The following is a 25255-nucleotide window of genomic DNA, read 5'->3' on the forward strand; positions in this document are numbered from 1 at the left end:
ATGAAAAAAATATATCTAGTCTTATTTTCAGCTTTATCAATAACCGCGGTAAAAGCTCAAAATAAATTTAATTTATTGGTGGGAACTTACACCAATACCTGCCAAAGCAATGGTATTTATGTATACGAATTCGATGCTTCTACAGGCGAGTATAAATTAAAAAGTTCTTCTGAGAATGTTGTAAGTCCGAGTTATCTTTCGGTTTCTGCAGATAATAAATTTATTTATGCGGTAAACGAAAACGGAACGCAGAGTACGGTAAGTTCTTTTTCGTACGATGCTCAATCTGGGAAAGTGAGTCTTTTAAATAAAAATGATGCTCTGGGAGCTGATCCGTGTCATTTAATAAATGATGATAAGCATGTAATTGCTGCCAATTATTCTGGTGGAAGCATCGCAGTTTTTAAGAAAAACACTGATGGAAGCATTTCAGAAGTGCAGCAGTTAATTCAACACGAAGGAAAAGGACCAAATGCGGCGCGTCAGGAAAAAGCGCACGTGCATATGGTTGTTTTTTCTCCAGACAAAAAGTTTGTGCTTTCTAACGATTTAGGTTTAGATAAAATATTTATTTATAAATACAATCCAACAGCTAAAAACGAAATTTTAACGTTGAAAGGGAGTGTTGATGTAAAGCCAGGAAGTGGGCCAAGACATTTGACTTTCAGTAAGGATGGAAAATTTGTGTATTTAGTACAAGAACTAGACGGAACTTTGACGACTTTAAGTTATGATAAAACTGGTAATTTAAAAGTAGTTGCGGAAACAAGTATTCTTCCAAAAGATTTCAAAGGAGGCACAGGAGCCGCTGCAATCAAAATTTCGCCAGACGGAAACTTTTTATACCTTACAGATCGTGTAGACGCTAACAGTATTTCGGTTTACAAAATTCTAAAAACAGGAGCTTTGGAGTTAGTAGAACAGCAAAGTACATTAGGAAAAGGTCCTCGTGATTTTGCTATTGACCCAACAGGAAATTACGTTTTAGTTGGTCATCAATATACTAATGATATAGTTATTTTTAAAAGAGATATCGCAACAGGAAAACTGACAGATACAGGCAGAAGAATACAGATGTGCTCGCCAGTAGGTTTGGTTTTTACGAAAATATAGTTTTTTTGAAGGTACTGAGGTGCTAAGTTTCTAAGGTTCTAAGTTTTTTATATAACACAAAAAAAGGGTAAAGATTCTTTGAATCTTTACCCTTTTTTAAGCTTAGTACCTTAGAAACTTAGCACCTCAGTACCTTCAAAAAAATTACTTTTTCTTCTTCTTCTCATTTCTGGTCTTCAACATATTTCTGTTGACAGAACCGTGAGTTTTCTTTTTGGTTTTTGAAGGGCCTCCAAGGTTAACTTTTTGATTCTTTTTAGATTTTTCGTGAAAAGCGCCATCACCTTCAAGCTTTGGTTTTTTCATTAAAAACTTTCTTGGCAATTTGTCTTTTTCGGCTTCAATCAGTTTTTCTGAGATTTCGACTTCTTCAGGAAAATCAGCGATTTTAAGCTCTTGATCCATTAAAAGTTCAGTTTCGATTTTAAATTCTTCTTCTCTTGGAGTAACAAAACTAATTGCAGTTCCCGTTGCGTCTGCACGACCTGTACGACCAATTCTGTGCATGTACAATTCTGGTTCTTCTGGAAGTTCGAAGTTAATGACGTGCGTGATTTTTGAAATATCCAAACCTCTCGCCATAACGTCGGTTGTAATTAAACCACGAAGATTTCCTTCTTGAAACTCAGCCATTGTACTCAAACGGTAATTTTGAGATTTATTAGAGTGAATAACACCAAATTGGCCTTCAAAAAGTTCATCGATGCGATTGAAAAGCATATCTGAAATCTTTTTGTTGTTTACGAAAACCAAAATACGGCTCATGCTTTCGTCGGTTTCTAACAAATGTTTTAAAAGATTTACTTTGGTATTGAAATTCGGAACGTTATAAGTAAGCTGCGTAATTTTTTCAAGTGGAGTTCCCGATGGAGCTAGAGTTACTTCTTCTGGAAAATCGAAATAATCATTTAATAAATCATCCACTTCATCTGTCATTGTTGCCGAGAATAGAATATTCTGGCGTTTGGTTTTCATCATCGCAAAAAGCGAAGTCAACTGTGGTCTGAAACCTAAATTTAGCATTTCGTCAAACTCATCGATAACCAGTTTTTGTGTTTCGTCAAAACGAACTACAGCGTCAAGAGCCAAATCCATAGTACGTCCAGGCGTACCAACAAGAATGTCAACACCTTCGTAAACAGCTTTTTTCTGTGTGTTAATATTTACACCACCGTAAATTCCTAAAGTTTTAACCGACATATAAGTAGTCAGTTTCTCCACTTCTTCGACCACCTGAACAACTAATTCACGAGTTGGAACTAGGATTACGATTTTTGGTGTATTGGTATGAGTAAATTTGTAAAGCTTTAAAAGCGGCAGTAAATAAGCAAATGTTTTACCAGTTCCAGTTTGTGCAATTCCCATCATATCACGTCCAGACATGATTACAGAAAAAGATTTTTCTTGAATAGGAGTAGGCGTAACAAATCCTAATTCGTCAACTGCTTTTTGTAATGATTTTGGAAGATTAAATTTTTCGAAAGTGCTCATTTGCTTTAAATTTTGTGCAAATGTACGTTAAATTCATGGTTTTATTATGTGATTCTTAAAATGATGTGATAATTTGTTGTTGTAACTATTTAGTTTTCAGTTTTAAAGTCCATGAAAAAAACTTTGTAAAGATTTTTTAAATGCTAATCCATAAATTAAACTAGAAAGAAATTCGTGTAATTTATGGCTAAAAAACAACTTACAGATTGTCCACCACGAATTCACGAATTGGTTAGATAAAAATTCAGGAATTCGTTGCGAAAAAAAACTCTCGCAAAAAACTTCGAATAATTGTTTATTACTTTACGCATTTTCTAGTGTGATCCTTCCTTCGTCAGGATGACAAAAAGGGGCGTTAGTTATGCTGATAGAAGTAATAAAGAGTCTTTAAAACCCTTCAAAAACCCCTAATCCAAACAAAGCAAAATCGTATTTCACAGGATCTTGAGGATCCATTTTGCGAAGTGCTAAGTCTAATTCTGCTAATGCTTTTGCATCGTTTTGCTTTCGCGAAAGGATTCCGAGTTTGCGTGCCACATTTCCAGAATGAACATCAAGTGGACAAGATAATGCAGAAGTTGAAATGCTTTTCCAAATTCCTAAATCGACTCCTTTTGCATCTTGACGTACCATCCAGCGTAGGTACATGTTGATTCTTTTGGCTGCTGAATTATTTAAGGGATCTGAAATGTGTTTTTGAGTTCGCGCTAAATGATCGGTTTCGAAAAAGATTTTTTTGAATTCGCTAATGCTTTTCTGCAAACTGTCTTTTTCTTGATTTTTTGCGAAAACATTTTCTAAACCGTTGTGATTTTGGTAGATATGTTTTAGACCTTTTATAAAACCAGCAAAATCATGTCCGTTGAAAGTTCTGTGAACAAAAGTTTCGAGTCTTGCCAAATCTTCATCAGAATGCGACATTACGAAATAGTAAGGTGTATTTCCCATCAATTCCATCATTTTATGCGAATTCTTGATAATCATTTTACGGTTTCCCCAAGCGATTGAAGCGCTTAAAAAACCGGCGATTTCGATATCTTCTTTTTGAGTAAAAAGATGCGGAATCTGAACAGGATCGCTTTCTATAAAATCCTGATTGTTATATTGAATGACTTTTTCGTCTAGAAATTCTTTGAGTTCTGCTTTATTCATTTGTTGTAATTCTTTTTGCGTAAAAACCGTCTTTGAGATTATTGGTGCGCATTTGTGGAATATAATGGAAGTTTTCCTTAAAACTATCAATTTGTTCTTTATTAACACAAGGTAAATCTCCGTTTCCACTTGCCCAAAGAAAATCTTTTTTTTGAGGAGAATTATATTTTAAATTTCCTAATTGTACAGTTTCAAATGCTGTATTGCTTTTTGAATTTTGGTAAGGAAAAATACTATTTTGGAAAGAAAAAGTACTTATTTTCCTCATTGTTTTATTATTTGCTAAACTACTCAGATTTAATGGCAAAAATAAAATTACTGCAATAGAAATTATCGAAAGTGAAAAAAGCAAATTGATTATTTTTTTGTTTTGGACGAAACAAACAAAACAAAACAGAGAGAAAAATAAAATAAAATTGATAGAAAATCGATATTGGGGAGAAGTTATCAAAAGTAAAAATAACTGTAGAACCATTCCGATGTAAATAGCCCAAAGCGCTTTTTCATTTTTAAATTTATAAATAAAAAGCGGAGTGATTAAAATTAATAAAACGCTCAGTTTATTAAAAACGCCATTAAGTTTTGGCAATGTTATCCATCTTAAAAACAAATCAAATTCTGACATGACGCTATATTGTTTTTGAGAAACAGAATAACCGTAATATTTAAGATTGTCGTAATAAAAGTTTTGAATGACATTTGGTACAGCATAATCCGTTGTTAAATAAAAGAACATTTTTGAAGGAAAAAGAGGAGTTCCGCAAATGATTATGTTTTTTATAAAAAAAAGAGATAGTACAAGAAGCGATAATAAGATAGGTTTTAAAAGTTTTCCTGATACTGATTTAAAGTAAAGTACAAATAATATTAAGGGAAAAATAGCAAATGTTAGCGTTGTGTTTTTAATATAAAGTAAAAAAAGAACCAAAGTTAAAAGCAGATTAAATATCTCCGAATTAATATTTTTGAAGTTTTCTAAAAAATAATAAAAGAAAATAAAAGAGAAAACATAAACAGGAACATCTGGAGATGGAGCGCTTATAAACTGAAAAAGAAATACATTAAATAGAGGCAATAAACCAATAATCAAATCATTTATTCTTCGATTTTTATAAAAATCATTCAGTTTCTGAATCGCAAATATGTTTCCTAGCAATAGGCAAAAACCGCTTAAATCATTAAAGTTTTTGTATATAAAAGAAAAATTAAAAACGCTTTGGGTAATATGCCATCCGCTTGTTTGGCCATTAAAGAGATGCAGGTTTACAATTCCTTTTACAAAACCATACTCATTAAGCCATTTTATGGTTTGAATGTAATAAGATTCATTATCTATCACGAAAGGAGCTGAGGCGCATTGAGAAACAATCAAAACCGCATTGATTGCCAAAAATATTTTTAGATTGCCGCTTAAGTTTTTAAGATCAAGAAGAAAAGATTTGTATAAGTCAACAATCGAACTTCGAAATTTAAATATTAAAAGAATATTCAATACTGCGTAGGCAATGTGAAACTCAAAATTTATTCTTCCAAAAATTGCCCAAACACTTGCTATTAAAGTTGTTGTAAACAATCCAAGAATACAGGCAATTATAAAGTTTTTATTTTTGAGATTCATAATTTTATCAAAACCCACACCTAAATTTAAGGTTGTAAATAAAATATAAATCCAGCTAATTGTTATTGTGAGCATTAGATCAAGATTTGTCCGTCAGACATAACTAATTTTCTGTCAGCCATGTTTGCCAATTCTTCGTTGTGTGTTACAATAACAAAAGTTTGTCCGAATTCGTCTCGAAGCTGAAAAAATAGCTGATGCAAGTTTTCGGCCGAATGAGTGTCCAAATTTCCAGAAGGTTCGTCGGCAAAAATCACATCTGGTTTATTGATTAGGGCTCTTGCTACTGCGACGCGTTGCTGTTCTCCGCCTGAAAGTTCACTTGGTTTATGGTTTATTCTATGCGAAAGTCCAAGATATGTAAGGAGTTTTTTTGCTTCTTCTTCTGTTTCGGAAGTTTTTTTACCAGCAATGTGAGCAGGAATGCAGACGTTTTCTAGAGCTGTAAACTCAGGTAAAAGCTGATGAAATTGAAATATGAATCCGAGATTTAAATTTCTAAAATCGGATAAAACCTTATCTTGTTTGCTTTTCTTTTTGAAATAGCGGTTGTAGTAAAACAATAATAGCAAAGTAGGAAGAAGTATTACCGCCCATGTCCCGTAGCCGAAAATATCATTTTCTATTTTGCTTCTAAAAAATAATACAAAGACCACTAATAAAATGAAATATAGAGCTCCTAACCAAGTAATGATTTTGAATGCTTTTTCTTGGTTTGAACTTTCGTTTTTTATGTTTTGTAACTCGAGAACGTTTTTGCCATTAATAGTTAAAGACGAATCGGGATTGTAGTCTGGCTTGTCTAAAGTTCCTAAAATTTGCAGCAAAGTTGTTTTTCCAGCACCCGAAGCACCAACGATAGAAACAATTTCACCTTTTTTAATATGTAAATCAACTCCTTTTAAAACTTCAAGTTTATCGTAGAATTTATGTATGTTTTTTGCGTGTATCATGTAGCGAAACTGTTTTTACAAAGAAACGAAGATTATGGTCAAAATCAAATCACAATGGTTTAAATTCCAATTTTTCAAATCCCAAATCCCAAATCCCAAATCCCAAATCCCAAATTCCAAAAAATCTAAAATCTAAAATCTAAAATCGGTACGTAAATTGATATGGGAATAATGAAAATTAAAATTCGAAAAGAAATAATGCAGTTTCGTGAATATTTTTTTAATTTCGATTAACTTAAAAATGAATGTGTTATGCAAGATTTAGAAGTTGTAGAAGATAACAGAATGTCAAAATTACTAATCGGATTGGTTTTGGATGGAATTGGTATGATTTCGTTCTCGATTCCGTTCTTGGGTGAATTTTCAGATGTGGTCTGGGCGCCCATTGCTGCAATAATTATGGCAAAAATGTATAAGGGACGAGTAGGAAAGGTTGCCAGTGTATTGACTTTTCTGGAAGAGATTATTCCTTTTACAGATGTAATTCCGTCTTTTACCTTAACGTGGATTTATACTTATTTCTTTACGCGACAGCCCAAAGAATTTAAAGAACAATAAATAAAGAAAAGACAGCTAATTTTTTTAGCTGTCTTTTTGTTTGAATCTAATTTATATGATAACTTTTTCTAATAAAGTATAATTAGTCTTTGAATAAAAATCCAAGTCCCATGTTTTTAAGCATTTTCTTTTCAAAGTTCCAAAAGAACTTAAATTGCCCAAAAACAGTTCCAATAGCAACTAGTAGAACCTGATAAATAGGGAAAATAATAATAAGACGAATAAGTGTAAACCAGCCTCCGAAATCTTCTTTCGTAATTCCGAGCCAAATGCAGAAAGGTTTAGATAGCCAAGCAGATGCCGATCCTGTTATGGCAAAAACGATAAGTATAATAACGGCTTGTAAATTGGAGGTGATTCCCCAGCGTTTTTTTAGTCTGTTCATTGCTATTTGTAATGATTACAAATATAGTATATTATCTTGATGGAACATAACCCCAAAGCTTTTGTTTGTAAGTATTTTGAAAATAAATCATGTAATTGTAAATTAAGTAATTTACTTCATAGCCATAATGAATGTCTGGACGATAATCGATTGACATTTCATACAAATTACGATTATAGCGTTGTGGCTGTAAAACACGATTATTCCATTCTGTTACATACAAATAATTTTTATTTTCAAGATAAGCTAATGAATAATAGTTTCTAGGATAGGCTCGAGAAGCAAGCCAAGTTGAGAATCCGTTGTCAATTATAATGACTTCGTATTCTAATGAATCATTTGCGATTCTAACAGTGTCACTTCCTTTTTTATTTCCTGCGGCATTATCAGTGCTAGCAATATTCTTAGAAGCTGTAGAACATGCGATAATAGTAAATAAAACAATTAATATGGAAATGCATTTTTTCATGTTTTAAATTTACGAATATTTGATGAGAAGAGGGAAGAGTTTAACATGAATCTAAGATTTTTAGGTACTGAGGTACTGAGGTGCTAAGGTTCTGAGGTTCTAAGCTGCTAAGTTTTAGAAAACTTAGTTTTTTATATAGAAAAAGCTGTTTGCATTGCAAACAGCTTTAAATATTTTACCTAAAATCTTAAAGACTTAGAAGCGTAGCACCTCAGTAACTCAGAAGCTTAGAACCTTAGTAGCTCTATTTTCCTCCAAATATCTTCCCGATGAACCCAGCGATTCCTCCTTTGCTTTTGGTAACTACAAGTACATCTGCAACGTCTACTTTTCCGTCATTGTTTTGGTCAAGTCCAAATTGCATTCCGTATTTAGAAATGGTGTCCATTATTCCAGAAGCTTGTCCGCTATTTCCTGAAATGGAATTTATAATATCTGAAATTTGAAAACTGCTGTCGTTTGGATCTTTTGCTTTATTTACTAAAGAACCCAAAATCTGCGGAATCAAATTGGAAGCAACTCCACTTGAATCTGCACTGCTAAGACCAAATTTTTCTCCTAAACTTCCGCTTAATTGCTGTTGAATTTGCTGTACTACGGGATTGGAACTATCTAATTTGGAATCTCCGTTAAACAATCCGGCGATTTGATCGGTTCCTCCTTCAGAAACAATTTTTTTTAATCCTTCGAAGATCGAATTGCTAGTTTCGCTAATAACGGCTTCGTTGTGTTCATTTGGAACAGCGGTATTGTTTACCACTGCATCGCCACCATATTGTTGTACTAATTGGGTTAATTGTTCAAACATGATAGTAAGGATTTAGATTAGAAATCAAATTTAAACAAAAAAAGAAAGGGATTTATTAAACTGTGTTAATAAATCCCTTTTAAGTGGTTTAATTATAGTTAATTAGCTTAACAAAGTAATAATTTGAGAGGCCAATTCTGTACCAATTCTGTCTTGTGCTTCCCCAGTTGCAGCGCCAATATGAGGAGTCAACGAAATTTTAGAGTGCATTAATATTGCCATTTCTGGTTTTGGTTCGCTTTCAAAAACGTCTAAACCTGCGAAAGCTACTTTTCCTGAATCTAAAGCTTTTACTAAAGCTACTTCGTCGATAACTCCACCACGAGCGCAGTTTACGATACCAACACCATCTTTCATAATTTCAAGTTCTTTTTCTCCAATGATGTAACCATTTTGAGCAGGAACGTGTAATGTGATGAAATCTGATTCTTTAAATAAAGATTCTAAAGATTGAGAAACGATTTTTGTTGTAATTGACTGTCCGTCGAAGAATTCAACTTTAATATCAACTTCTGGAATAAAGCTATCAGCAGCGATAACTTTCATTCCTAAACCAAGAGCCATTTTTGCAGTAGCTTGTCCGATACGACCAATACCAACAATACCTAAAGTTTTTCCTCTTAATTCAGTTCCGTTTGCATACGCTTTTTTCAAACCGTCAAAGTTTGAATCTCCTTCAAGAGGCATATTTCTGTTAGAATCATGTAAAAAACGCACACCAGAAAATAAGTGTCCAAATACCAATTCTGCAACAGATTCTGAAGATGAAGCAGGAGTATTAATTACGTGAATTCCTTTGCCTTTTGCATAATCCACATCGATATTATCCATACCAACACCACCACGTCCGATGATTTTGATGCCTGGACAAGCATCGATAATATCTTTACGAACTTTAGTCGCACTACGAACTAAAATTACGTCAATGTTGTTTTCATTTATATAGTTAGCTACTTGTTCTTGAGCTACTTTTGTAGTGATAACTTCAAAACCGCCTTTTTCTAAGGCTAGAATTCCACTTTTAGAAATTCCGTCATTTGCTAATACTTTCATTGTGTGTTTATTGTTTATTTGGTGAATCGTTTATTTGTTTAATCGATAAACCAGCTATTTGATTTTTCTTTTTTGATATTTTTCTAAAGGAAATATTTTTAACGATTAAACAGTTAAACAAATTAACGATTAACCGAAAAAAAGATTAAACTTTACTTTCAAGCGCTTTCATTACATCAACTAAAACCTGAACGCTTTCAATTGGCATTGCGTTGTAGATAGAAGCTCTGTAACCACCAACAGAACGGTGTCCTGGCAATCCAGAAATTCCTGCCGCTTTCCATAAACCATCAAAAGTTTCTGTATGGTCAGGATTTGTCAATAAGAAAGTTACGTTCATGTTAGAACGGTCTTCAACTTTTGCAGCACCTTTAAATAATGGGTTTCTGTCAATTTCACCGTAAAGCAATTCTGCTTTAGCGTTGTTTAATTTTTCAACAGCAGCGATTCCACCTTTTTCTTTAATCCATTGTAAAGTTAAAAGAGAAACATAAACAGCAAATACAGATGGCGTATTGTACATACTTTCTGCTTTAATGTGTTTGCTGTAATCTAGCATACTAGGAATTGTTCTTCCGTTTTTGCCTAAGATTTCTTCTTTTACCACTACTAATGTAGTTCCTGCAGGTCCCATATTTTTTTGAGCTCCGGCATAGATAATATCGAATTTAGAAAAATCTAATTCACGTGAAAAAATATCAGAACTCATATCGCATACAACTGGAACATTAGTTGATGGGAATTCTTTCATTTGAGTTCCAAAGATTGTATTGTTGCTAGTGCAGTGGAAATAATCAGCATCAGCTGGAATTTCGTATCCTTTTGGAACATAAGTATAATTGTCTTCTTTTGAAGAAGCTACGACAACAGTTTCACCGAAAAGTTTTGCTTCTTTGATCGCCGCAGTTGCCCACGTTCCTGAATCTAAATAAGCAGCTTTTCCGTTTTCTTTCATTAAGTTATATGGCGCCATTAAGAATGCTGTGCTGGCACCACCCTGTAAAAATAAAGCCTGATAACCTTTTCCCTGAAGTCCTAATAATTCTAAAGCAAGGGATCGAGCTTCCTCCATAACAGCAACGAAATCTTTGCTTCGGTGCGAGATTTCAAGGATAGATAACCCTGAATCATTAAAATTTAAAATTGCTTTTGATGCCTTCTCAAAAACTTCCTGAGGTAAAATACTTGGTCCTGCGCTGTAGTTGTGTTTTTTCATGGTTGTTGTTAATAGTCGAAAATTTTAAAGACGCAAATTTCGTCAATAAGAGCCGAAAAAGCGTTAAAATATTCGAAATAATTAAACAATTTATTACTTTGTTGTTAACAAAAACGTTATAGTATCGACATTATCTGCGTAATCCCACAATTGAGGTTTTTGCGTTTCTCCAAATGCAATACTATTTCGCGTTAAATTATCGCTAACAATACATTGAATTTGATCTGCGTCGTTCTGAAGGCGTTTTTGAAGTTCTTCAAGACTGTCATAATATTCATAAAAAACACTCGAAATAGGCGAGGCGTAGCTTGGATCTTCTTTTAAAGTCAAAAATCCGTTGTCTAATAATTTGAAATTGCTCATTAAAAAAACGGCTTTATTATAATCGTAATTATTAGCGTATTTTTCGTAATGAATAACATCCTGATATTTAAACATCGCTTGAAAAAAAGCTTCAAAAGAATACTCTTTCGGAACAAAAAGTTTAGAAACATTTCGGCATCCTAAACCAAAATATCTAAAAATATCTTCACCTAAAGCTTCCAATTCTTCGTTGGTTTCTTTTCCAGTCAAAATCGCAGCCGAATTTCTGTTTTTTCGAATAATAGATGGTTTATCTTTAAAATAATATTCAAAATAGCGCGCCGTATTGTTGCTTCCGGTCGCAATTACGGCATCAAAGTTTTCCAGTTTTCCTTCCACGAAAGTGATACTATCTTTTAAATTTTCATCGACAGCAATTAAATATTTAGCCAAAAACGGTAACAAATGCTGGTCGTTTGATGAAGTTTTAATTAAAGCTTTATTGCCTGTTATTAAAACAGATAAAAAATCATGAAATCCAACTAATGGAATATTTCCAGCTAGAATTAAAGCAACCGTTTTTTCTTCCTTGCCAGCTTGATCGAATGAGTAAGCTGAAAGCCATTTGTCTATATTTTCAGCCGTTAAAGCTTCTGCCCAAGATTGTATCGAAAAATAAACCTGTTCGGGCGTATACCATCCGTTATGAGATTGAGATAAACGAATCAGATTTTCGAAATCATCAAAAAAAATATCATTATATAGAACGTCAGATTTTGGTGTAGAGGCACCTTCAGAAAACTGACTTAAAAATTTTCCTAATTCAACAAAAACACTTTTTTTTGTTTCTAATGTCATAATGTTTGTTTATGAATTGTTTTGATTGTAATTTTGCACAAAAATAAGCTATATTACGTTATAAGGCAAAGTAGTTTTGAATCTTTCAATCTTTAATCTACAAAACCTATATAACTTTTAACAAAACGAAGAAAAAAGATGGCAATTATTATAACTGACGAATGTATCAATTGTGGGGCTTGCGAACCAGAGTGCCCAAATACAGCAATATATGAAGGAGCAGATGATTGGAGATATAAAGACGGAACAAGTCTTTCTGGAAAGATCGTATTACCTGACGGAACTGAAGTTGACGCTGATGATGCGCAAACTCCAATTTCTGACGAAATCTATTATATAGTACCAGGAAAATGTACAGAATGTAAAGGTTTTCACGATGAGCCGCAATGTGCTGCTGTTTGTCCTGTTGACTGTTGTGTGCCAGATGACGATCACGTTGAAGATGAAGAAACTTTATTAGAAAGACAGTCATTTTTACATGGCGAGTAATTGCTCGTGTACTTAAAAATATACAATCCTGAGTTTTAACTCAGGATTTTTTTTACCCCTGATATCAGGTAATTTTAAAAGTTAGTTTGTTGATAACTAATGTTTTATTTTTTATAAGTATTGCTTTATTGTTAAAAAAACAATACTTTAGTTGAAAATTTAACAGTGCCTATGAAGAAATTGCTACTCTTGTTTGTCTTATTATTTAACATGTGTGTTTTTGCACAAAGTGAAGAGTATTCTATTATTGTAAAAGATATAGAAACGCAACTTCCTATAGAAAATGCAACAGTGGTGATAATGAAAACGAAACAAATTTTGTTAAGCAATGAAGAAGGTAAGGTTACTTTTATGCTAACAGGTGGTTCTAATGTGCAGGTTTCTGAAACGAATTATGAAGATATGACCGTGCGCTGGACTTCTTTAAACGGAGATCAAAAGTTTGTTATTTATCTGAAAAGTAAAAATAATAAACTAGACGAGGTGATTTTGTCTAAAGAAGCTCCAGAAAAAATACTGCAGAAGCTAGTTAATAATTCGATAAAAAAAATTAGCATTTCGCACAGACAAAAAGTATATGTGAGAGAGTTTTTTATGCTAGACAATCAATACTCGTATTATAATGACGGATTGGTAAATTTTCAGTTTGATAAAAATAATAATGCAACCACTTTGCTAGTGGAACAAAATAGATCTTACGGACTTTTGGAGGCCGATGTAAGTGCAGATCTAAGAGGTTATAATTTGAATAATATAATGGAGAATTATTCGAATTTTAAATATTTTGATCCGTTATTAGATTCTAAAACAAGAAAAGAATATGATTTTACCATAAAAGGACATTCTACAAATAAGGACTATTATGTTATGTCTGTGAGTCCGTTAGATAAAGCTAAAGCGGCAATTGACAATTTTCAGATAATTTATGATCCGGTAAAGAAACTTATTATGGAATTTACGATTTCGGTAACTCCTTTAAGTCTTGATAAAATTGAAGAAAAAACAAAAGAAGGCGAGAAGAATATGACCAAATCTTTTGTGAAAGTAAATTACCGCTTTGACGGAACCGATTATTACGTTTTGAGTTCTAATGAAGAAATTGGCTATAGCATTATCCAAAAAGAAAAGTCAAAAAATATTCAGGTTCGAAACAGTTTTGTTACAACTGGTTTCAATAAACAAAATTTCACTTATAATGAAAGTGATGTTTTTAAAGAAAAATCGCTTTTCAATAAAAAGAATAAAATCCTGACCAATTATTGGGATATTTCAGGATTTACCGCAACCGATGAAGAAAAAGCCATCATCGCATCTTTAGAGTTTAAATTGTAATTAATAAATAGAAAAGAAAAATCCTGAATTGTGAAGTTCAGGATTTTTTGTTTGTTGAATTAGACGAATTCTTTTTGTCAAGCTGAGCGTTCCGTTCCGAAGTTTCGGGATAGGGTAAGCCTTAGAAATTAAATCCAAGCCTTGCATAATAATACGCTCCGCTGAAACCCATTTGTACAGCATCCCAATAACCTCCAGCTTCGGTGTTTCCTTGTTCATCTTGTTTTGTTGGATATACATTAAACAAGTTATTACTTCCAATTGTTAGTTTTAAATTTTTAGTAAACTGATAGCCAAGTGTTAAATCCGTAACAACTCTTGGGTTGTAAACATCATCTTCGTCTGCATAATCTACTAGAACTACTTTGCTAAATCTAGTAAAAGCCAATCCTGCATCAAATTTCTTTATGTTGTACGTTAGATTCAAAGCAAATTTATTGTCTGGCGCAGAAGCTAATAAGAATGCTCTTTCGCGTTTTCCAAAGAAAGTGGCTTCGTCTAAAGTACCATTTTGCACTTTGTCAATTTTCATGTCATTGATATTTCCAACCAAAGTTGCTCCAAATAGCGATTCGCCAAATTTCTTTTTCCAAGAAAAAACCAAATCTAAACCATGAGTACTTGTATCTACACCATTAACAAAAAACTGAGCTTCTGAAACACCAAGATTTAAAGACGAAGCATCAAAATATCCTGTAAGAACGATACGATCTTTTACCTGAATATAATAACCGTCAATTGTAGCAGTAAAATCGCCAAACGAAGCCGTGAAACCAAGCGAAGCATTTACCGCTTTTTCTTCATTTAATTTCTGAATTCCGAAAGCTCTCGTAACCGGACTGTCATTTGGAGCCAGTAAAACCTCTGTTGCTCCGCTCGCGTTAAAATTGGTAAAACGTAAATTATAGTAAATCTGTGCTAACGATGGCGCACGGAAACCTGTACTAACAGAACCTCTTAAATTAATATTATCTGTGATTTTAAGACGAGAAGCTAATTTTCCGTTTAAAGTGCTTCCAAAATCGCTGTAATTTTCAAAACGTACTGCACCGCTTACCATTAATGCTTCTGTAATATCCAATTCGGCATCGGTATAAAGAGAGAAGTTGGTACGGTCTTTATTCACTTCATTGGCAGGGCTGTAACCAGGGAAACCTTGTGAACTTCCCGGTCTTGGAATAGTTGGAGAAGAATCTGGATCTGTAGGATCATAATCTGGATTTGGAATCGTAGGAGCGCTTTGAGTTGTTGGATCAGTAATGGGCTGTCCGTTTGTATCATAAGTAGTGTATGAACCTTCTTCTCCTGCGAAAATTTTAAATTGTTCCATTCTAAATTCTGCACCGAAAGCAATATTCAAACCGCCTAAAACTTCTCCGTAATTTTTAGAAACGTCAAAATTGGTAGTGTTTTGAAGTAGGCTATGACCTCCAGCATCAAATTCTAGAGGAGATTTTTCTTCAAGAGAAGCATTTATTGTTCCTTTAATATCGTACTGAAATTTATTTTTTCCGAAAGTATTACTCAAATCAAATTTCCATCCTCCAGCAGATTCTGTTCGAATTCCCGCAGCGATTGAATTATCATTTATTTTTGAAGTAATTCTTGGCGTATAACCTCCAGGATAAACCGATTCTACCACTCTTTCGCCATCATTTCTGGTAAAAGCATAAGCATCTGTATCTCTGAAATTGCTTCCTCCAAAGGCATAAAATTCCGTTTTATCTGAAATTGGAATAGCAAGGTTGGCAAATAAATTTACACCTGTCATTTCAGCATCACCAAAACCTTTTCTAAAATCGTATGCAGGTCTTAATGTTTTGTTTTTGTTTAGAAATTCTCCGGTTACATTTACGTATCCGCCTTTAGATCCAATTCCGGTACCATAATTTGCCGCGACTCTTACCGAACCTCCATCAAAATCCTGATCCTTCCCGTACGAATTTCCGTTCCCATTTTTATCCAATCTATAACCTTTTGTATTTGGAGTTCCAGGTAAAAAATCGCCTTTTGCATTGGTATTAAATACTCCGTAGGTAATAGATCCTGTTAGTTCATCAACAGCATCATTGGTCACAATATTAATTACACCAGAAATAGCGTCAGAACCATATTGTGCAGAAGCTCCATCTCTTAAGATTTCAATTCTTTTAATAGAAGCCGCTGGAATGGCATTTAAATCGGTTCCCGTGTTTCCGCGTCCGCGTGTTCCAAACAAATTGATTAATGAAGATTGATGTCTTCTTTTTCCGTTAATCAAAACCAAAGTCTGATCTGGTCCCATACCTCTCAAAGAAGCAGGATCTACGTGATCGGCTCCATCAGAACCCGATTGTTTGTTAGCATTAAAGGAAGGGGCTACATATTGCAAGAGTTGGTTAATCTCTATTTTTCCGCTTTGGGTTGTAACATCCTTTACATTAATAACATCGATTGGAACTGCCGAATTAACAACTGTTCTTTTGGTGTTTCTGGAACCTACCACTACAACATCATTTAAAACCTGACCGTCGTTTTCGCTTAAAACAGCATCTACTGTATTGCCAGAAGCTAGTTTTTCAACTGTTGCAAACCCGACATAACTAAAAATTAATGTAGCGCCTTCTTTTACTTTTATTCTAAAACCACCTTCAAAGTCAGTTGATACTCCGTTAGAAGTTCCTTTTTCGGTAACATTAACTCCAGGCAAAGGATTGCCGGTTTTGTCTTTTACGTGGCCCGAGACTTCTTTTTGAGCAAAGAGAAATGCTGAATGCAGCAGAAATATTAATAATGCAATCTTTTTCATGGTAATTGGTTTTTTGGTTTGTTTTTTGTTGATTAGTGTTATAAAAGTAATATTTTTTAACAAAAACTTAATAAAATGTTTAAAAATTTTTAAGAAACGGCTTAAAATTATATTATTGAACATTTTTACTTCGTGCAAGAGCTATTAAATCTTATATTTGCAAAATTTTAATGCCGAAAAGTATCATTTTGGCAGAAATCAAGAAAAGCAACGTAAAACATAATGCATTAAGCAACAATGTTTAATGTCTCGGTCGAATAATGAGATCGAATAAATAATATAGAAACAAACAGATGAAAGCAGGAATTGTAGGATTACCAAATGTTGGAAAATCAACATTATTTAATTGTTTATCTAATGCGAAAGCGCAAAGTGCCAACTTTCCGTTTTGTACAATCGAACCTAATATTGGTGTTGTAAACGTTCCAGATCCAAGAATCAACAAATTGGAAGAATTGGTAAAACCAGAGCGCGTTCAAATGGCAACTGTAGATATTGTAGATATTGCAGGTTTGGTAAAAGGTGCAAGTAAAGGTGAAGGTCTTGGAAACCAGTTTTTAGGAAACATTAGAGAGTGTAATGCTATCATTCACGTTTTACGTTGTTTTGATAATGACAATATCGTACACGTTGACGGAAACGTAAACCCAATTCGTGATAAAGAAACTATCGATATCGAATTGCAGTTAAAAGATTTAGAAACAATCGACAAACGTTTAGAAAAAGTAAAACGTGCTGCAAAAACAGGAAATAAAGAAGCGCAGACAGAAGAAGCTTTATTAAACAGAATTAGAGAAGCATTATTGCAAGCAAAATCTGCTAGAACAATTGTTCCTCAAAATAATGATGAAGAAGTTTTGATGGAAGCTTTCCAATTGATTACTGCAAAACCTGTTTTATACGTTTGTAATGTTGACGAAAGTTCTGCTGTAAACGGAAACAAATATGTAGATCAGGTTCGTGAATTGGTAAAAGACGAAGATGCTGAAGTTATTGTACTTTCAGTAGGAGCAGAGGCAGATATTACAGAGTTAGAAAGCTACGAAGAACGTCAGGTTTTCTTAGAAGATATGGGATTAGAAGAGCCGGGAGCATCAGTTTTAATCCGTGCGGCTTACAAACTTTTAAAACAGCAGACTTATTTTACAGCTGGTGTAAAAGAAGTTCGTGCTTGGACAATCAACATTGGAGCTACTGCACCACAAGCTGCTGGAGTTATCCACACAGATTTCGAAAAAGGATTTATCCGTGCAGAAGTAATTTCTTATGACGATTACGTTCAGTACGGTTCTGAGGCAAAAGCAAAAGAAGCTGGAAAATTCAGAGTAGAAGGGAAAGAATACGTGGTGAAAGATGGTGATGTAATGCATTTCCGTTTTAACGTTTAATTTTTCTTTAGAAAATAGAATATAGAAAATAGAAGGAACCGCTGGAGAAATTCAGTGGTTTTTTGTTTTTTACCGCAGAGATTCGCAAAGAGTTTTCGCAAAGATACACTAAGGATTTTATTCACAAAGAATTTCTGTAGAGACGCACTGCAGTGCGTCTACGCAAAGATTGTCGATTCTCATTTGGCTTAAAAAAATAAAAAAATCGGTTTAAATCTGCGCTTTCGCGAAAGCGAACCCGTAAAATCCGCGTCCAATTTAAGGCATACAGAATTTTTGGCTCAAAAATTGGTTATAGAAAAATTACCAAAATAATAATCTAAAACCAATTTATTAAAATGCTAAAAAAATCTTTCAAAATTTTAGGCTGGACACTGTTCGGAATCTTTGCTTTTCTTGCTCTTTATATTTCGTCAGTTTTAATCATTTCAAAAATCACGGTTAACTCTGATATTGAAAAAGTAGAAGAACAAAATGCGATTCCGATTTATATTCTTTCGAACGGAGTACATACCGATATTGTGGTTCCAATTAAAAACGAAAGCAAAGATTGGAGAAACGAAATTCAATTTAGCCAGACACAATCAAAAGATTCGTTAATGAATTATATTGGCTTTGGCTGGGGCGACAAAGGATTTTATTTAGAAACACCAGAATGGTCAGACCTAAAAGCGAGTACAGCTTTCAAAGCAGCATTCGGAATCAGTTCTTCAGCAGTTCATGCGACATTTTTTAAGCAATTGCGAGAAGGAGATGACTGCAAACGCATTTTGATTTCAAAAGAAAATTATCAGAAACTGGTAGCCTACATTTCAGATAGTTTTAGAGATCCTGTCAATCCGCAATGGATTGAAGGTCACAGCTACGGAAGAAAAGATGCTTTTTATGAAGCCAAAGGAAGTTACAGTCTTTTTTATACCTGCAATACTTGGGCAAACAACGCTTTAAAGGCCGCGAATCAAAAAGCAAGTTTGTGGACAGTTTATGATAAAGGGATTTTTTGCCATTATAAATAGATTTTTTAGAACCTAAGATAATTCGTTTTGTAGAGAATATGTAGTCCCTACGGGACAAATGTATTGTTGTAATTGTTTTATCTACCAATATTTAATCTCTACGAGATATTAAGATATTTAGAAATTCTTTTAATGTATAACTCCGTTAAGAGTTAAATATTTGTAGAGTTTTATTTGCCAATATTTAATCTCTACGAGATATTAAGATATTTAGAAATTCTTTTAATGTATAACTCCGTTAAGAGTTAAATATTGGTAGAGTTTTATTTGCCAATATTTAATCTCTACGAGATATTAAGATATTTAGAAATTCTTTTAGTGTATAACTCCGTTAGGAGTCAAATGTTGGTAGAGGTAACCCAAACCTAATATGTCCCGTAGGGACTACACATTTTTTTAATATGTGAAAATGGAACAACATGGAAAAAATATAAAATTCCTTCAAAAATCAAGAATTGCTCATCTTTGATTATTGCTTAAATTTGAGTAAACATCAAAAATTCAGCAAATGAAAACCAAAAATATTCTATCAAAAACCTGGTTTCTTTTAAAGAATACCTTTCTAGAATTTAATGACGATAATGCAATCAAATTAAGTGCTGCGTTATCTTATTATACCATTTTTGCATTACCTCCTTTATTAATTATTATCATTACCATTTGCGGCTTTTTCTTTGGCGAAGATGCTGTTACAGGGCAATTGTATGGGCAAATAAACGGTTTAGTGGGTAATGGTGCAGCTACGCAGATTCAGGAAGCTATTAAAAATGTGGAGCTATCAGGAAGTAATGTTTTTGCTACGGTATTTGGAGTGGTGATGTTGCTGATTGGAGCCTCAGGGGTCTTTGCAGAAATTCAAAGTTCAATCAATTTTATCTGGGGTTTGCGTGCGAAGCCAGACAAAGGTGTTAAGAAATTCATTCAAAACAGATTAATGTCATTTTCGATGATTGCTTCTGTAGGTTTCTTAATGATTGTCAGCTTGTTTGTTAATACAATTTTAGATTTAATGAGCGCCAGATTAAAATTATACTTTCCAGAAAGTACAGTCTATTTATTTTATGTGATCAATATTATAATTGTGCTATCTAGTATTACCCTTCTATTTACTATCATTTTCAGAACATTGCCAGACGGAAAAATTAGATGGAAAGATGCTATTATTGGTTCTGCAGTTACGGCAATTCTCTTTATGATTGGTAAATTTGCAATTGGTTTATATTTAGGTAATTCTACTGTAGCTTCAGTTTATGGTGCTGCAGGATCTGTAATCATTATTTTAGTTTGGGTTTATTATTCCGCAATTATTCTGTACTTTGGAGCAGAATTTACGAAAGTCTATGCAAAATCGTATGGAGGAAAAATTTATCCAAATGAATACTCGGTAGAGATTGCAAAAGAAGTTTACGAGATCGAAGATGTAACACAAGAATCAACACAACAAAGATTAACAAACGAGAAACCATGAAAATAATAGCCTTTGGAGGAAGTAACAGTACACAGTCAATCAATAAACGTTTAGCGACTTACGCAGCTGGTTTATTTGAAAACGCAGACGTAGAAGTTTTAGATTTAAACGATTTTGCCATGCCGGTATTTAGCGTTGACCTTGAAAAAGAAATTGGCCAGCATGAAATAGCGAAAGCTTTTTTAGGCAAATTGAAAGAAGCTGATATTCTAGTGGTTTCAATGGCAGAAAATAATGGAAATTATTCTGTTGCTTTCAAAAATATTTTCGACTGGAGTTCTCGCATAGAAAAAGATGTTTTTCAACACAAACCAATGTTGCTTTTGGCTACTTCGCCAGGAGGAAGAGGGGGATTGTCGGTACTAGGAATCGCACAGAATCTTTTTCCGCGTTACGGGGCAGATATTAAAGGAACTTTCTCATTACCAACATTTGGCGCGAATTTTGATTTGGAACAAAATAAGATTTCTAACGTTGAGTTAGATACTGAACTGAACAATATTATCAAATCAAATTTTTAAATGCCACAAAAAAAGATTTCATTTTTACTCTTATTACTACATATTATTTCTTTCAATTTTGTTTTTTCTCAAAAGATTAATGAAGTTGATAAAATAGTTGCAAAATATCCAAAAAGCTTTAATAGCACCGAAAAATTAGCAGGAAGAATTGAAAAGGATTTTGATTCTGATGCAGAACGTGCACGAGCTATTTATAGCTGGATTGCTTTCAATATAAAATACGATTATAATGCTTATTTGAATCCGCCAAGAGTGCAGGGATTCAGTTATTCTTCTGAAGCTGAAAAACAGCGAAAAATAAAACAACTGAATGATAATCTTATTCAGAAAGCTTTTAAATCGCAAAAAGCAGTTTGCGAAGGGTTTACAGCTTTATATAAAGATTTAGCTGAACAGGTAGGGTTGAAATGCGAAATAATTCGTGGCGATTCTAAAACCAGCGTGAGAGATATTGGAAGAAAAACTACTTCATCCAATCATGCGTGGAATACAGTTTTAATTGGAAGAAAATGGATTTTGATTGACGTTACTTGGGGACAAGGTTATTATGACAGTTCTAAAGGAAGAATGGTAAACGATTTTAATCCTGTTTATTTTGATACCGATCCGGAATATTTCTTTGCAAAACATTATCCAGATTCTGGAACATTTATGGGAGAAAGAATCAGTAAAAATGATTTCTTAAACGGCCCTTTAATTTATAATAAAACAATCGAAAACGATTATAAAATTAAAACTCCAGATTCAGGAATAATTGAAGCTAAAAACGGCGATAAAATTACTGTCGAAATAAAAAATGTTTCCAAATCAAATCAGGTTTTTTACTTAAATAAAAAAAATCAGCCCATTAAAGTTTTGAATCCGAAAGAGAAGCGCGGAGGTTTAGAATTTCAGATTCTGATTGATAACAATATTGGAGACTATGTTACTATTTTTATAGACACAGACAGTATTGTTTCTTTTAAAATTGTTTCCAAATAAATTAAAAAAGCTACATTTTTCTCTTTTGCAAAATTGCCGTACCTTAGCAGGAAATGAAAGAATTTGAATGCTATGGAAACTACTTTTTTGAAATCAATTTTAGATAATGATTTCTATAAATTTACGATGCAGCATGCTGTAATTAAGCTTTTTCCAAAGGCAAAAGTTCGTTACGGATTTATAAATCGTGGCAAACATATCTTTCCTGCAGGTTTTGCAGATTTGCTTCGTCGTTCAGTCGATGCATTGGCAGATCTTCAATTAACTAAAGAAGAAAAAAATTACCTCGCACATTATTGCCCTTATCTAGATCCAACTTATTTGGATTTTCTGCAAGGTTATCGATACGATCCTTCAGAGGTGCATATCAGTCAGGAAGGCTCAGAAATTAAAGTTACTGTTGAAGGCTTTTGGTACAGAACTATTCTATGGGAAGTGCCTTTAATGGCTTTAATTTCAGAATTATTCTATAAAGCCAATCACTTAATTCGGCTAAATGATGAAGCCATAAAAAATCTTACCAAAGAGAAAATCGATAATTACAACAAATTAGGAGTTTCGGTTTTAGAATTTGGTACAAGAAGACGCCATTCTTATGAAGTTCACGATTTAGTAAATGAAACGCTGAGAATTAATGGAGGAGAAAGTTTTATAGGTACCAGCAATGTACATTTTGCAATGGTCAATAACCGAAGACCTTTGGGAACTCATGCTCACGAATGGTTTATGTTCCATGCGTCACAATATGGTTTTAAAATGGCCAATTCTATAAGTTTGGAACATTGGACGCAAGTTTACGGCGGTGATCTCGGAATTGCCTTAACGGATACTTACACGACAGAAATATTTTTCAATCAATTTAATAAAAAATATTCCAAACTTTTTGATGGTGTTCGACACGATAGCGGAGATCCAATAGAATTTGCTCAAAAAGTAATCTCGCACTATACCAAAATGGGAATTGACCCAAAATCGAAAGCCATTGTATTTTCGGATTCTCTCAATTACGAAAAAGTAAAAACGATTGTAGATTTCTGCCACGATAAAATCAAAATGTCATTCGGAATTGGAACAAATTTTACTAATGACGTTGGACTTCCTGCAATGAATATGGTGATCAAATTAACCGATACAAAACCCGATAATATACATTGGCAGGGAGTTGTGAAGTTGTCTGACGAAAAAAACAAAAATACGGGAACACCCGAAATGATTGCGCTGGCAAAAGAAGTACTAGGAATCAAATAGTTTTTTTTGCTGAAAAAGCAATTTTTCGTGATTGCAGCGCCTGTTTTATTTTAAAATCGATTTAAATAGATTTTAAACTGTTATTATTCATAACAAAAAAGAAATACGCTTTTATTTTTTACCGATAAATGGTACATTAGCCAAAAATCCTAAATTCATTTATGCTAGAGCAAAATCAATACAACGAAGATAATATTCGTTCACTCGATTGGAAGGAACATATTCGTATGCGTCCGGGTATGTACATCGGGAAATTAGGGGACGGATCATCACCGGATGATGGTATTTATATTCTTTTGAAAGAGGTTATGGACAACTGTATCGATGAATTCGTTATGGGTGCCGGAAAAACAATTGAAATAACCATTAAGGATAAAACGGTTTCGGTTCGTGATTACGGACGTGGAATTCCGTTAGGAAAAGTAGTCGATGTAGTTTCGAAAATGAATACGGGAGGAAAGTACGATTCTAAAGCTTTCCAGAAATCTGTAGGTTTGAACGGAGTCGGAACAAAAGCGGTAAATGCTTTGTCGAATTTTTTTCGTGTAGAATCAGTTCGTGACGACAAACAAAAAGCAGCTGAATTCTCTGCTGGAAATCTAGTTCAGGAAGAAGATGTTATTGATACTACAAAACGTAAAGGAACCAAAGTTACTTTTACGCCAGACGAATCAATCTTTAAAAACTATAAATTCCGTTTAGAATATGTCGTAAGAATGGTCAAAAACTATTGTTATTTGAACAATGGCTTGACGATTATTTTTAACGGCGAAAAATACTATTCAGAAAATGGTCTTCGTGATTTATTGGAAGAAACAATCAATGAAGAAGATTTAGAATATCCGATCATTCACCTGAAAGATCATGATATTGAGGTTGCCTTAACACACAGTAAAACACAATATAGCGAAGAATATCACTCTTTCGTAAACGGTCAGAATACAACGCAGGGAGGAACGCACTTAGCGGCGTATCGTGAAGCGGTTGTAAAAACCATTCGTGAGTTTTATAATAAAAACTTCGAAGCATCAGACGTTCGTAAATCGATCGTAAGTGCGATTAGTATTAAAGTAATGGAACCGGTTTTTGAGTCTCAGACCAAAACTAAATTAGGTTCTACTGATATGGGGTCTGATGACGGAACGCCTCCAGTTTCTGTACGTACTTTTGTAAACGATTTTATCAAAACCAAACTTGATAATTATTTGCATAAAAATCCGCCTACTGCTGAAGCTTTACTTCGTAAAATTCTTCAGGCAGAACGCGAAAGAAAAGAATTATCAGGAATTAGAAAACTGGCAACAGATCGTGCTAAAAAAGCCAATCTGCACAATAAGAAACTAAGAGATTGCCGCGCGCATCTTCCAGATACCAAAAATCCGAGAAACTTAGAAAGTACGCTTTTTATTACCGAGGGAGATTCGGCTTCCGGATCGATCACCAAGTCGCGTGACGTTAATACACAAGCGGTTTTCAGTTTACGTGGAAAGCCTCTGAATTCATACGGAATGAGTAAAAAAATTGTGTATGAAAATGAAGAATTCAACTTACTTCAGGCAGCACTTGATATCGAAGACGGACTAGAAAAACTGCGTTACAATAATATCGTAATCGCAACCGATGCCGATGTCGACGGAATGCACATTCGTTTACTTTTAATCACTTTCTTTTTGCAATTTTTCCCTGAATTAATAAAAGAAGGACATTTGTATATTTTACAAACGCCGCTTTTCAGGGTTCGTAACAAAAAAGAAACGATTTACTGTTATTCTGAAGAAGAAAGAAAAGATGCAATCGAAAAATTAAAACCAAAACCGGAAATTACGCGATTTAAAGGTTTGGGAGAGATTTCGCCAGACGAGTTTAAAAACTTTATTGGAGATACGATTCGCCTAGATCCAATTATGATGGATAAACATACTTCGATTGAGCAGTTATTATCTTTCTATATGGGTAAAAATACACCAGACAGACAAGATTTTATTATCAAAAATCTGAAAGTGGAGATTGATGAGCTTGAAGAGTCTTAGAATTTAAAAAGATAATT

The 25255-nt window shown here is 33.7% G+C and carries 21 protein-coding genes and 2 pseudogenes; 11 read left to right on the forward strand and 12 right to left on the reverse strand.

What is annotated here, in order from left to right; genetic code table 11:
* Complete coding sequence (locus EG814_RS04610; protein WP_125719401.1) at positions 1-1113, forward strand: lactonase family protein; 1113 nt, start codon at positions 1-3, stop codon at positions 1111-1113.
* Positions 1114-1257: 144 nt separating this feature from the next.
* Here the strand turns inward: EG814_RS04610 and EG814_RS04615 are convergent, their stop codons facing one another.
* The 5 genes and pseudogenes from EG814_RS04615 to EG814_RS21310 form a co-directional block, all read right to left on the reverse strand.
* Positions 1258-2604 (reverse strand): DEAD/DEAH box helicase, encoded by a 1347-nt coding sequence (locus tag EG814_RS04615; RefSeq protein WP_125719402.1) that lies wholly within the window; start codon positions 2602-2604, stop codon positions 1258-1260.
* Positions 2605-2991: 387 nt separating this feature from the next.
* Positions 2992-3756, reverse strand: a complete 765-nt coding sequence (locus EG814_RS04620; protein ID WP_125719405.1) for a TIGR02757 family protein — start codon at positions 3754-3756, stop codon at positions 2992-2994.
* Positions 3749-5449, reverse strand: coding sequence for an LIC_10190 family membrane protein (locus EG814_RS04625; RefSeq protein WP_125719407.1), 1701 nt, complete (start codon positions 5447-5449; stop codon positions 3749-3751). The genes EG814_RS04620 and EG814_RS04625 overlap by 8 nt, the downstream gene beginning before the upstream one ends.
* Positions 5449-5898 (reverse strand): annotated as a pseudogene (locus tag EG814_RS21305) (ABC transporter ATP-binding protein); the annotation flags it as partial. The pseudogene EG814_RS21305 and the gene EG814_RS04625, both read right to left, overlap by 1 nt.
* Positions 5899-6114: 216 nt before the next feature.
* Positions 6115-6327 (reverse strand): annotated as a pseudogene (locus tag EG814_RS21310) (ATP-binding cassette domain-containing protein); the annotation flags it as partial.
* Positions 6328-6579: 252 nt separating this feature from the next.
* Between EG814_RS21310 and EG814_RS04635 the strand changes: the two are divergent.
* Complete coding sequence (locus tag EG814_RS04635; protein WP_125719411.1) at positions 6580-6885, forward strand: hypothetical protein; 306 nt, start codon at positions 6580-6582, stop codon at positions 6883-6885.
* An 82-nt stretch (positions 6886-6967) separates the two neighbouring features.
* Here EG814_RS04635 and EG814_RS04640 read toward each other — a convergent pair whose 3' ends face one another.
* The 6 genes from EG814_RS04640 to EG814_RS04665 all read right to left on the reverse strand — a co-directional run bounded on the left by EG814_RS04640 (position 6968) and on the right by EG814_RS04665 (position 11977).
* Positions 6968-7270, reverse strand: coding sequence for a DUF6787 family protein (locus EG814_RS04640; protein ID WP_125719413.1), 303 nt, complete (start codon positions 7268-7270; stop codon positions 6968-6970).
* Positions 7271-7301: 31 nt separating this feature from the next.
* Positions 7302-7739, reverse strand: a complete 438-nt coding sequence (locus tag EG814_RS04645; RefSeq protein ID WP_125719415.1) for a DUF6146 family protein — start codon at positions 7737-7739, stop codon at positions 7302-7304.
* Positions 7740-7983: 244 nt separating this feature from the next.
* Positions 7984-8547: a DUF937 domain-containing protein gene (locus EG814_RS04650; protein ID WP_125719417.1), complete on the reverse strand. Its 564-nt coding sequence runs from the start codon at positions 8545-8547 to the stop codon at positions 7984-7986.
* Between the two features lie 102 nt (positions 8548-8649).
* Positions 8650-9600 carry a D-2-hydroxyacid dehydrogenase gene (locus tag EG814_RS04655; RefSeq protein WP_125719419.1) on the reverse strand — a complete coding sequence of 317 codons (951 nt, stop codon included), beginning with the start codon at positions 9598-9600 and terminating at the stop codon, positions 8650-8652.
* A 145-nt stretch (positions 9601-9745) separates the two neighbouring features.
* On the reverse strand, positions 9746-10816 hold the full coding sequence (serC, locus tag EG814_RS04660; protein WP_125719421.1) for a 3-phosphoserine/phosphohydroxythreonine transaminase: 1071 nt from the start codon (positions 10814-10816) through the stop codon (positions 9746-9748).
* A gap of 93 nt (positions 10817-10909) precedes the next feature.
* A complete protein-coding gene (locus EG814_RS04665; RefSeq protein ID WP_125719423.1) occupies positions 10910-11977 on the reverse strand; it encodes an acyl-CoA reductase in 1068 nt (355 codons plus the stop codon).
* Positions 11978-12115: 138 nt separating this feature from the next.
* On the opposite strand from EG814_RS04665, the gene EG814_RS04670 reads away from it, so the two are divergent.
* Entirely contained in the window at positions 12116-12466 is a 351-nt protein-coding gene (locus EG814_RS04670) for a 4Fe-4S dicluster domain-containing protein (RefSeq protein ID WP_125719425.1), read from the forward strand.
* 171 nt (positions 12467-12637) lie between these two features.
* On the forward strand, positions 12638-13798 hold the full coding sequence (locus EG814_RS04675; RefSeq protein WP_125719427.1) for a hypothetical protein: 1161 nt from the start codon (positions 12638-12640) through the stop codon (positions 13796-13798).
* A 121-nt stretch (positions 13799-13919) separates the two neighbouring features.
* Here the strand turns inward: EG814_RS04675 and EG814_RS04680 are convergent, their stop codons facing one another.
* Positions 13920-16586, reverse strand: coding sequence for a TonB-dependent receptor (locus tag EG814_RS04680; protein ID WP_125719429.1), 2667 nt, complete (start codon positions 16584-16586; stop codon positions 13920-13922).
* Between the two features lie 293 nt (positions 16587-16879).
* Between EG814_RS04680 and ychF the strand changes: the two genes are divergently transcribed.
* The 7 genes from ychF to EG814_RS04715 all read left to right on the forward strand — a co-directional run bounded on the left by ychF (position 16880) and on the right by EG814_RS04715 (position 25238).
* The gene (gene ychF / locus EG814_RS04685) at positions 16880-17974 is read left to right on the forward strand and encodes a redox-regulated ATPase YchF (protein ID WP_125719432.1); all 1095 of its coding nucleotides are present in this window, start codon (positions 16880-16882) and stop codon (positions 17972-17974) included.
* Positions 17975-18312: 338 nt separating this feature from the next.
* Positions 18313-18990, forward strand: coding sequence for a TIGR02117 family protein (locus EG814_RS04690; RefSeq protein WP_125719434.1), 678 nt, complete (start codon positions 18313-18315; stop codon positions 18988-18990).
* Positions 18991-19498: 508 nt separating this feature from the next.
* Positions 19499-20458, forward strand: coding sequence for a YihY/virulence factor BrkB family protein (locus EG814_RS04695; protein WP_125719436.1), 960 nt, complete (start codon positions 19499-19501; stop codon positions 20456-20458).
* Positions 20455-20979: an NADPH-dependent FMN reductase gene (locus EG814_RS04700; RefSeq protein WP_125719437.1), complete on the forward strand. Its 525-nt coding sequence runs from the start codon at positions 20455-20457 to the stop codon at positions 20977-20979. The genes EG814_RS04695 and EG814_RS04700 overlap by 4 nt, the downstream gene beginning before the upstream one ends.
* Positions 20980-21960 (forward strand): transglutaminase domain-containing protein, encoded by a 981-nt coding sequence (locus EG814_RS04705; RefSeq protein ID WP_125719439.1) that lies wholly within the window; start codon positions 20980-20982, stop codon positions 21958-21960.
* Positions 21961-22032: 72 nt separating this feature from the next.
* Positions 22033-23208, forward strand: coding sequence for a nicotinate phosphoribosyltransferase (pncB, locus tag EG814_RS04710; RefSeq protein ID WP_125719440.1), 1176 nt, complete (start codon positions 22033-22035; stop codon positions 23206-23208).
* A 161-nt stretch (positions 23209-23369) separates the two neighbouring features.
* Positions 23370-25238 carry a DNA topoisomerase IV subunit B gene (locus EG814_RS04715; RefSeq protein ID WP_125719441.1) on the forward strand — a complete coding sequence of 623 codons (1869 nt, stop codon included), beginning with the start codon at positions 23370-23372 and terminating at the stop codon, positions 25236-25238.
* The last annotated feature ends 17 nt before the right edge of the window (positions 25239-25255 follow it).

The sequence above is a fragment of the Flavobacterium ustbae genome, assembly GCF_003946915.1.
Taxonomy (GTDB): Bacteria; Bacteroidota; Bacteroidia; order Flavobacteriales; family Flavobacteriaceae; genus Flavobacterium; species Flavobacterium ustbae.

Coding starts and splice junctions, on each gene's coding strand:
- EG814_RS04610 (WP_125719401.1), top strand. CDS start 1: ATGAAAAAAATATATCTAGTCTTATTTTCAGCTTTATCAATAACCGCG.
- EG814_RS04615 (WP_125719402.1), bottom strand. CDS start 2,604: ATGAGCACTTTCGAAAAATTTAATCTTCCAAAATCATTACAAAAAGCA.
- EG814_RS04620 (WP_125719405.1), bottom strand. CDS start 3,756: ATGAATAAAGCAGAACTCAAAGAATTTCTAGACGAAAAAGTCATTCAA.
- EG814_RS04625 (WP_125719407.1), bottom strand. CDS start 5,449: ATGCTCACAATAACAATTAGCTGGATTTATATTTTATTTACAACCTTA.
- EG814_RS04635 (WP_125719411.1), top strand. CDS start 6,580: ATGCAAGATTTAGAAGTTGTAGAAGATAACAGAATGTCAAAATTACTA.
- EG814_RS04640 (WP_125719413.1), bottom strand. CDS start 7,270: ATGAACAGACTAAAAAAACGCTGGGGAATCACCTCCAATTTACAAGCC.
- EG814_RS04645 (WP_125719415.1), bottom strand. CDS start 7,739: ATGAAAAAATGCATTTCCATATTAATTGTTTTATTTACTATTATCGCA.
- EG814_RS04650 (WP_125719417.1), bottom strand. CDS start 8,547: ATGTTTGAACAATTAACCCAATTAGTACAACAATATGGTGGCGATGCA.
- EG814_RS04655 (WP_125719419.1), bottom strand. CDS start 9,600: ATGAAAGTATTAGCAAATGACGGAATTTCTAAAAGTGGAATTCTAGCC.
- serC (WP_125719421.1), bottom strand. CDS start 10,816: ATGAAAAAACACAACTACAGCGCAGGACCAAGTATTTTACCTCAGGAA.
- EG814_RS04665 (WP_125719423.1), bottom strand. CDS start 11,977: ATGACATTAGAAACAAAAAAAAGTGTTTTTGTTGAATTAGGAAAATTT.
- EG814_RS04670 (WP_125719425.1), top strand. CDS start 12,116: ATGGCAATTATTATAACTGACGAATGTATCAATTGTGGGGCTTGCGAA.
- EG814_RS04675 (WP_125719427.1), top strand. CDS start 12,638: ATGAAGAAATTGCTACTCTTGTTTGTCTTATTATTTAACATGTGTGTT.
- EG814_RS04680 (WP_125719429.1), bottom strand. CDS start 16,586: ATGAAAAAGATTGCATTATTAATATTTCTGCTGCATTCAGCATTTCTC.
- ychF (WP_125719432.1), top strand. CDS start 16,880: ATGAAAGCAGGAATTGTAGGATTACCAAATGTTGGAAAATCAACATTA.
- EG814_RS04690 (WP_125719434.1), top strand. CDS start 18,313: ATGCTAAAAAAATCTTTCAAAATTTTAGGCTGGACACTGTTCGGAATC.
- EG814_RS04695 (WP_125719436.1), top strand. CDS start 19,499: ATGAAAACCAAAAATATTCTATCAAAAACCTGGTTTCTTTTAAAGAAT.
- EG814_RS04700 (WP_125719437.1), top strand. CDS start 20,455: ATGAAAATAATAGCCTTTGGAGGAAGTAACAGTACACAGTCAATCAAT.
- EG814_RS04705 (WP_125719439.1), top strand. CDS start 20,980: ATGCCACAAAAAAAGATTTCATTTTTACTCTTATTACTACATATTATT.
- pncB (WP_125719440.1), top strand. CDS start 22,033: ATGGAAACTACTTTTTTGAAATCAATTTTAGATAATGATTTCTATAAA.
- EG814_RS04715 (WP_125719441.1), top strand. CDS start 23,370: ATGCTAGAGCAAAATCAATACAACGAAGATAATATTCGTTCACTCGAT.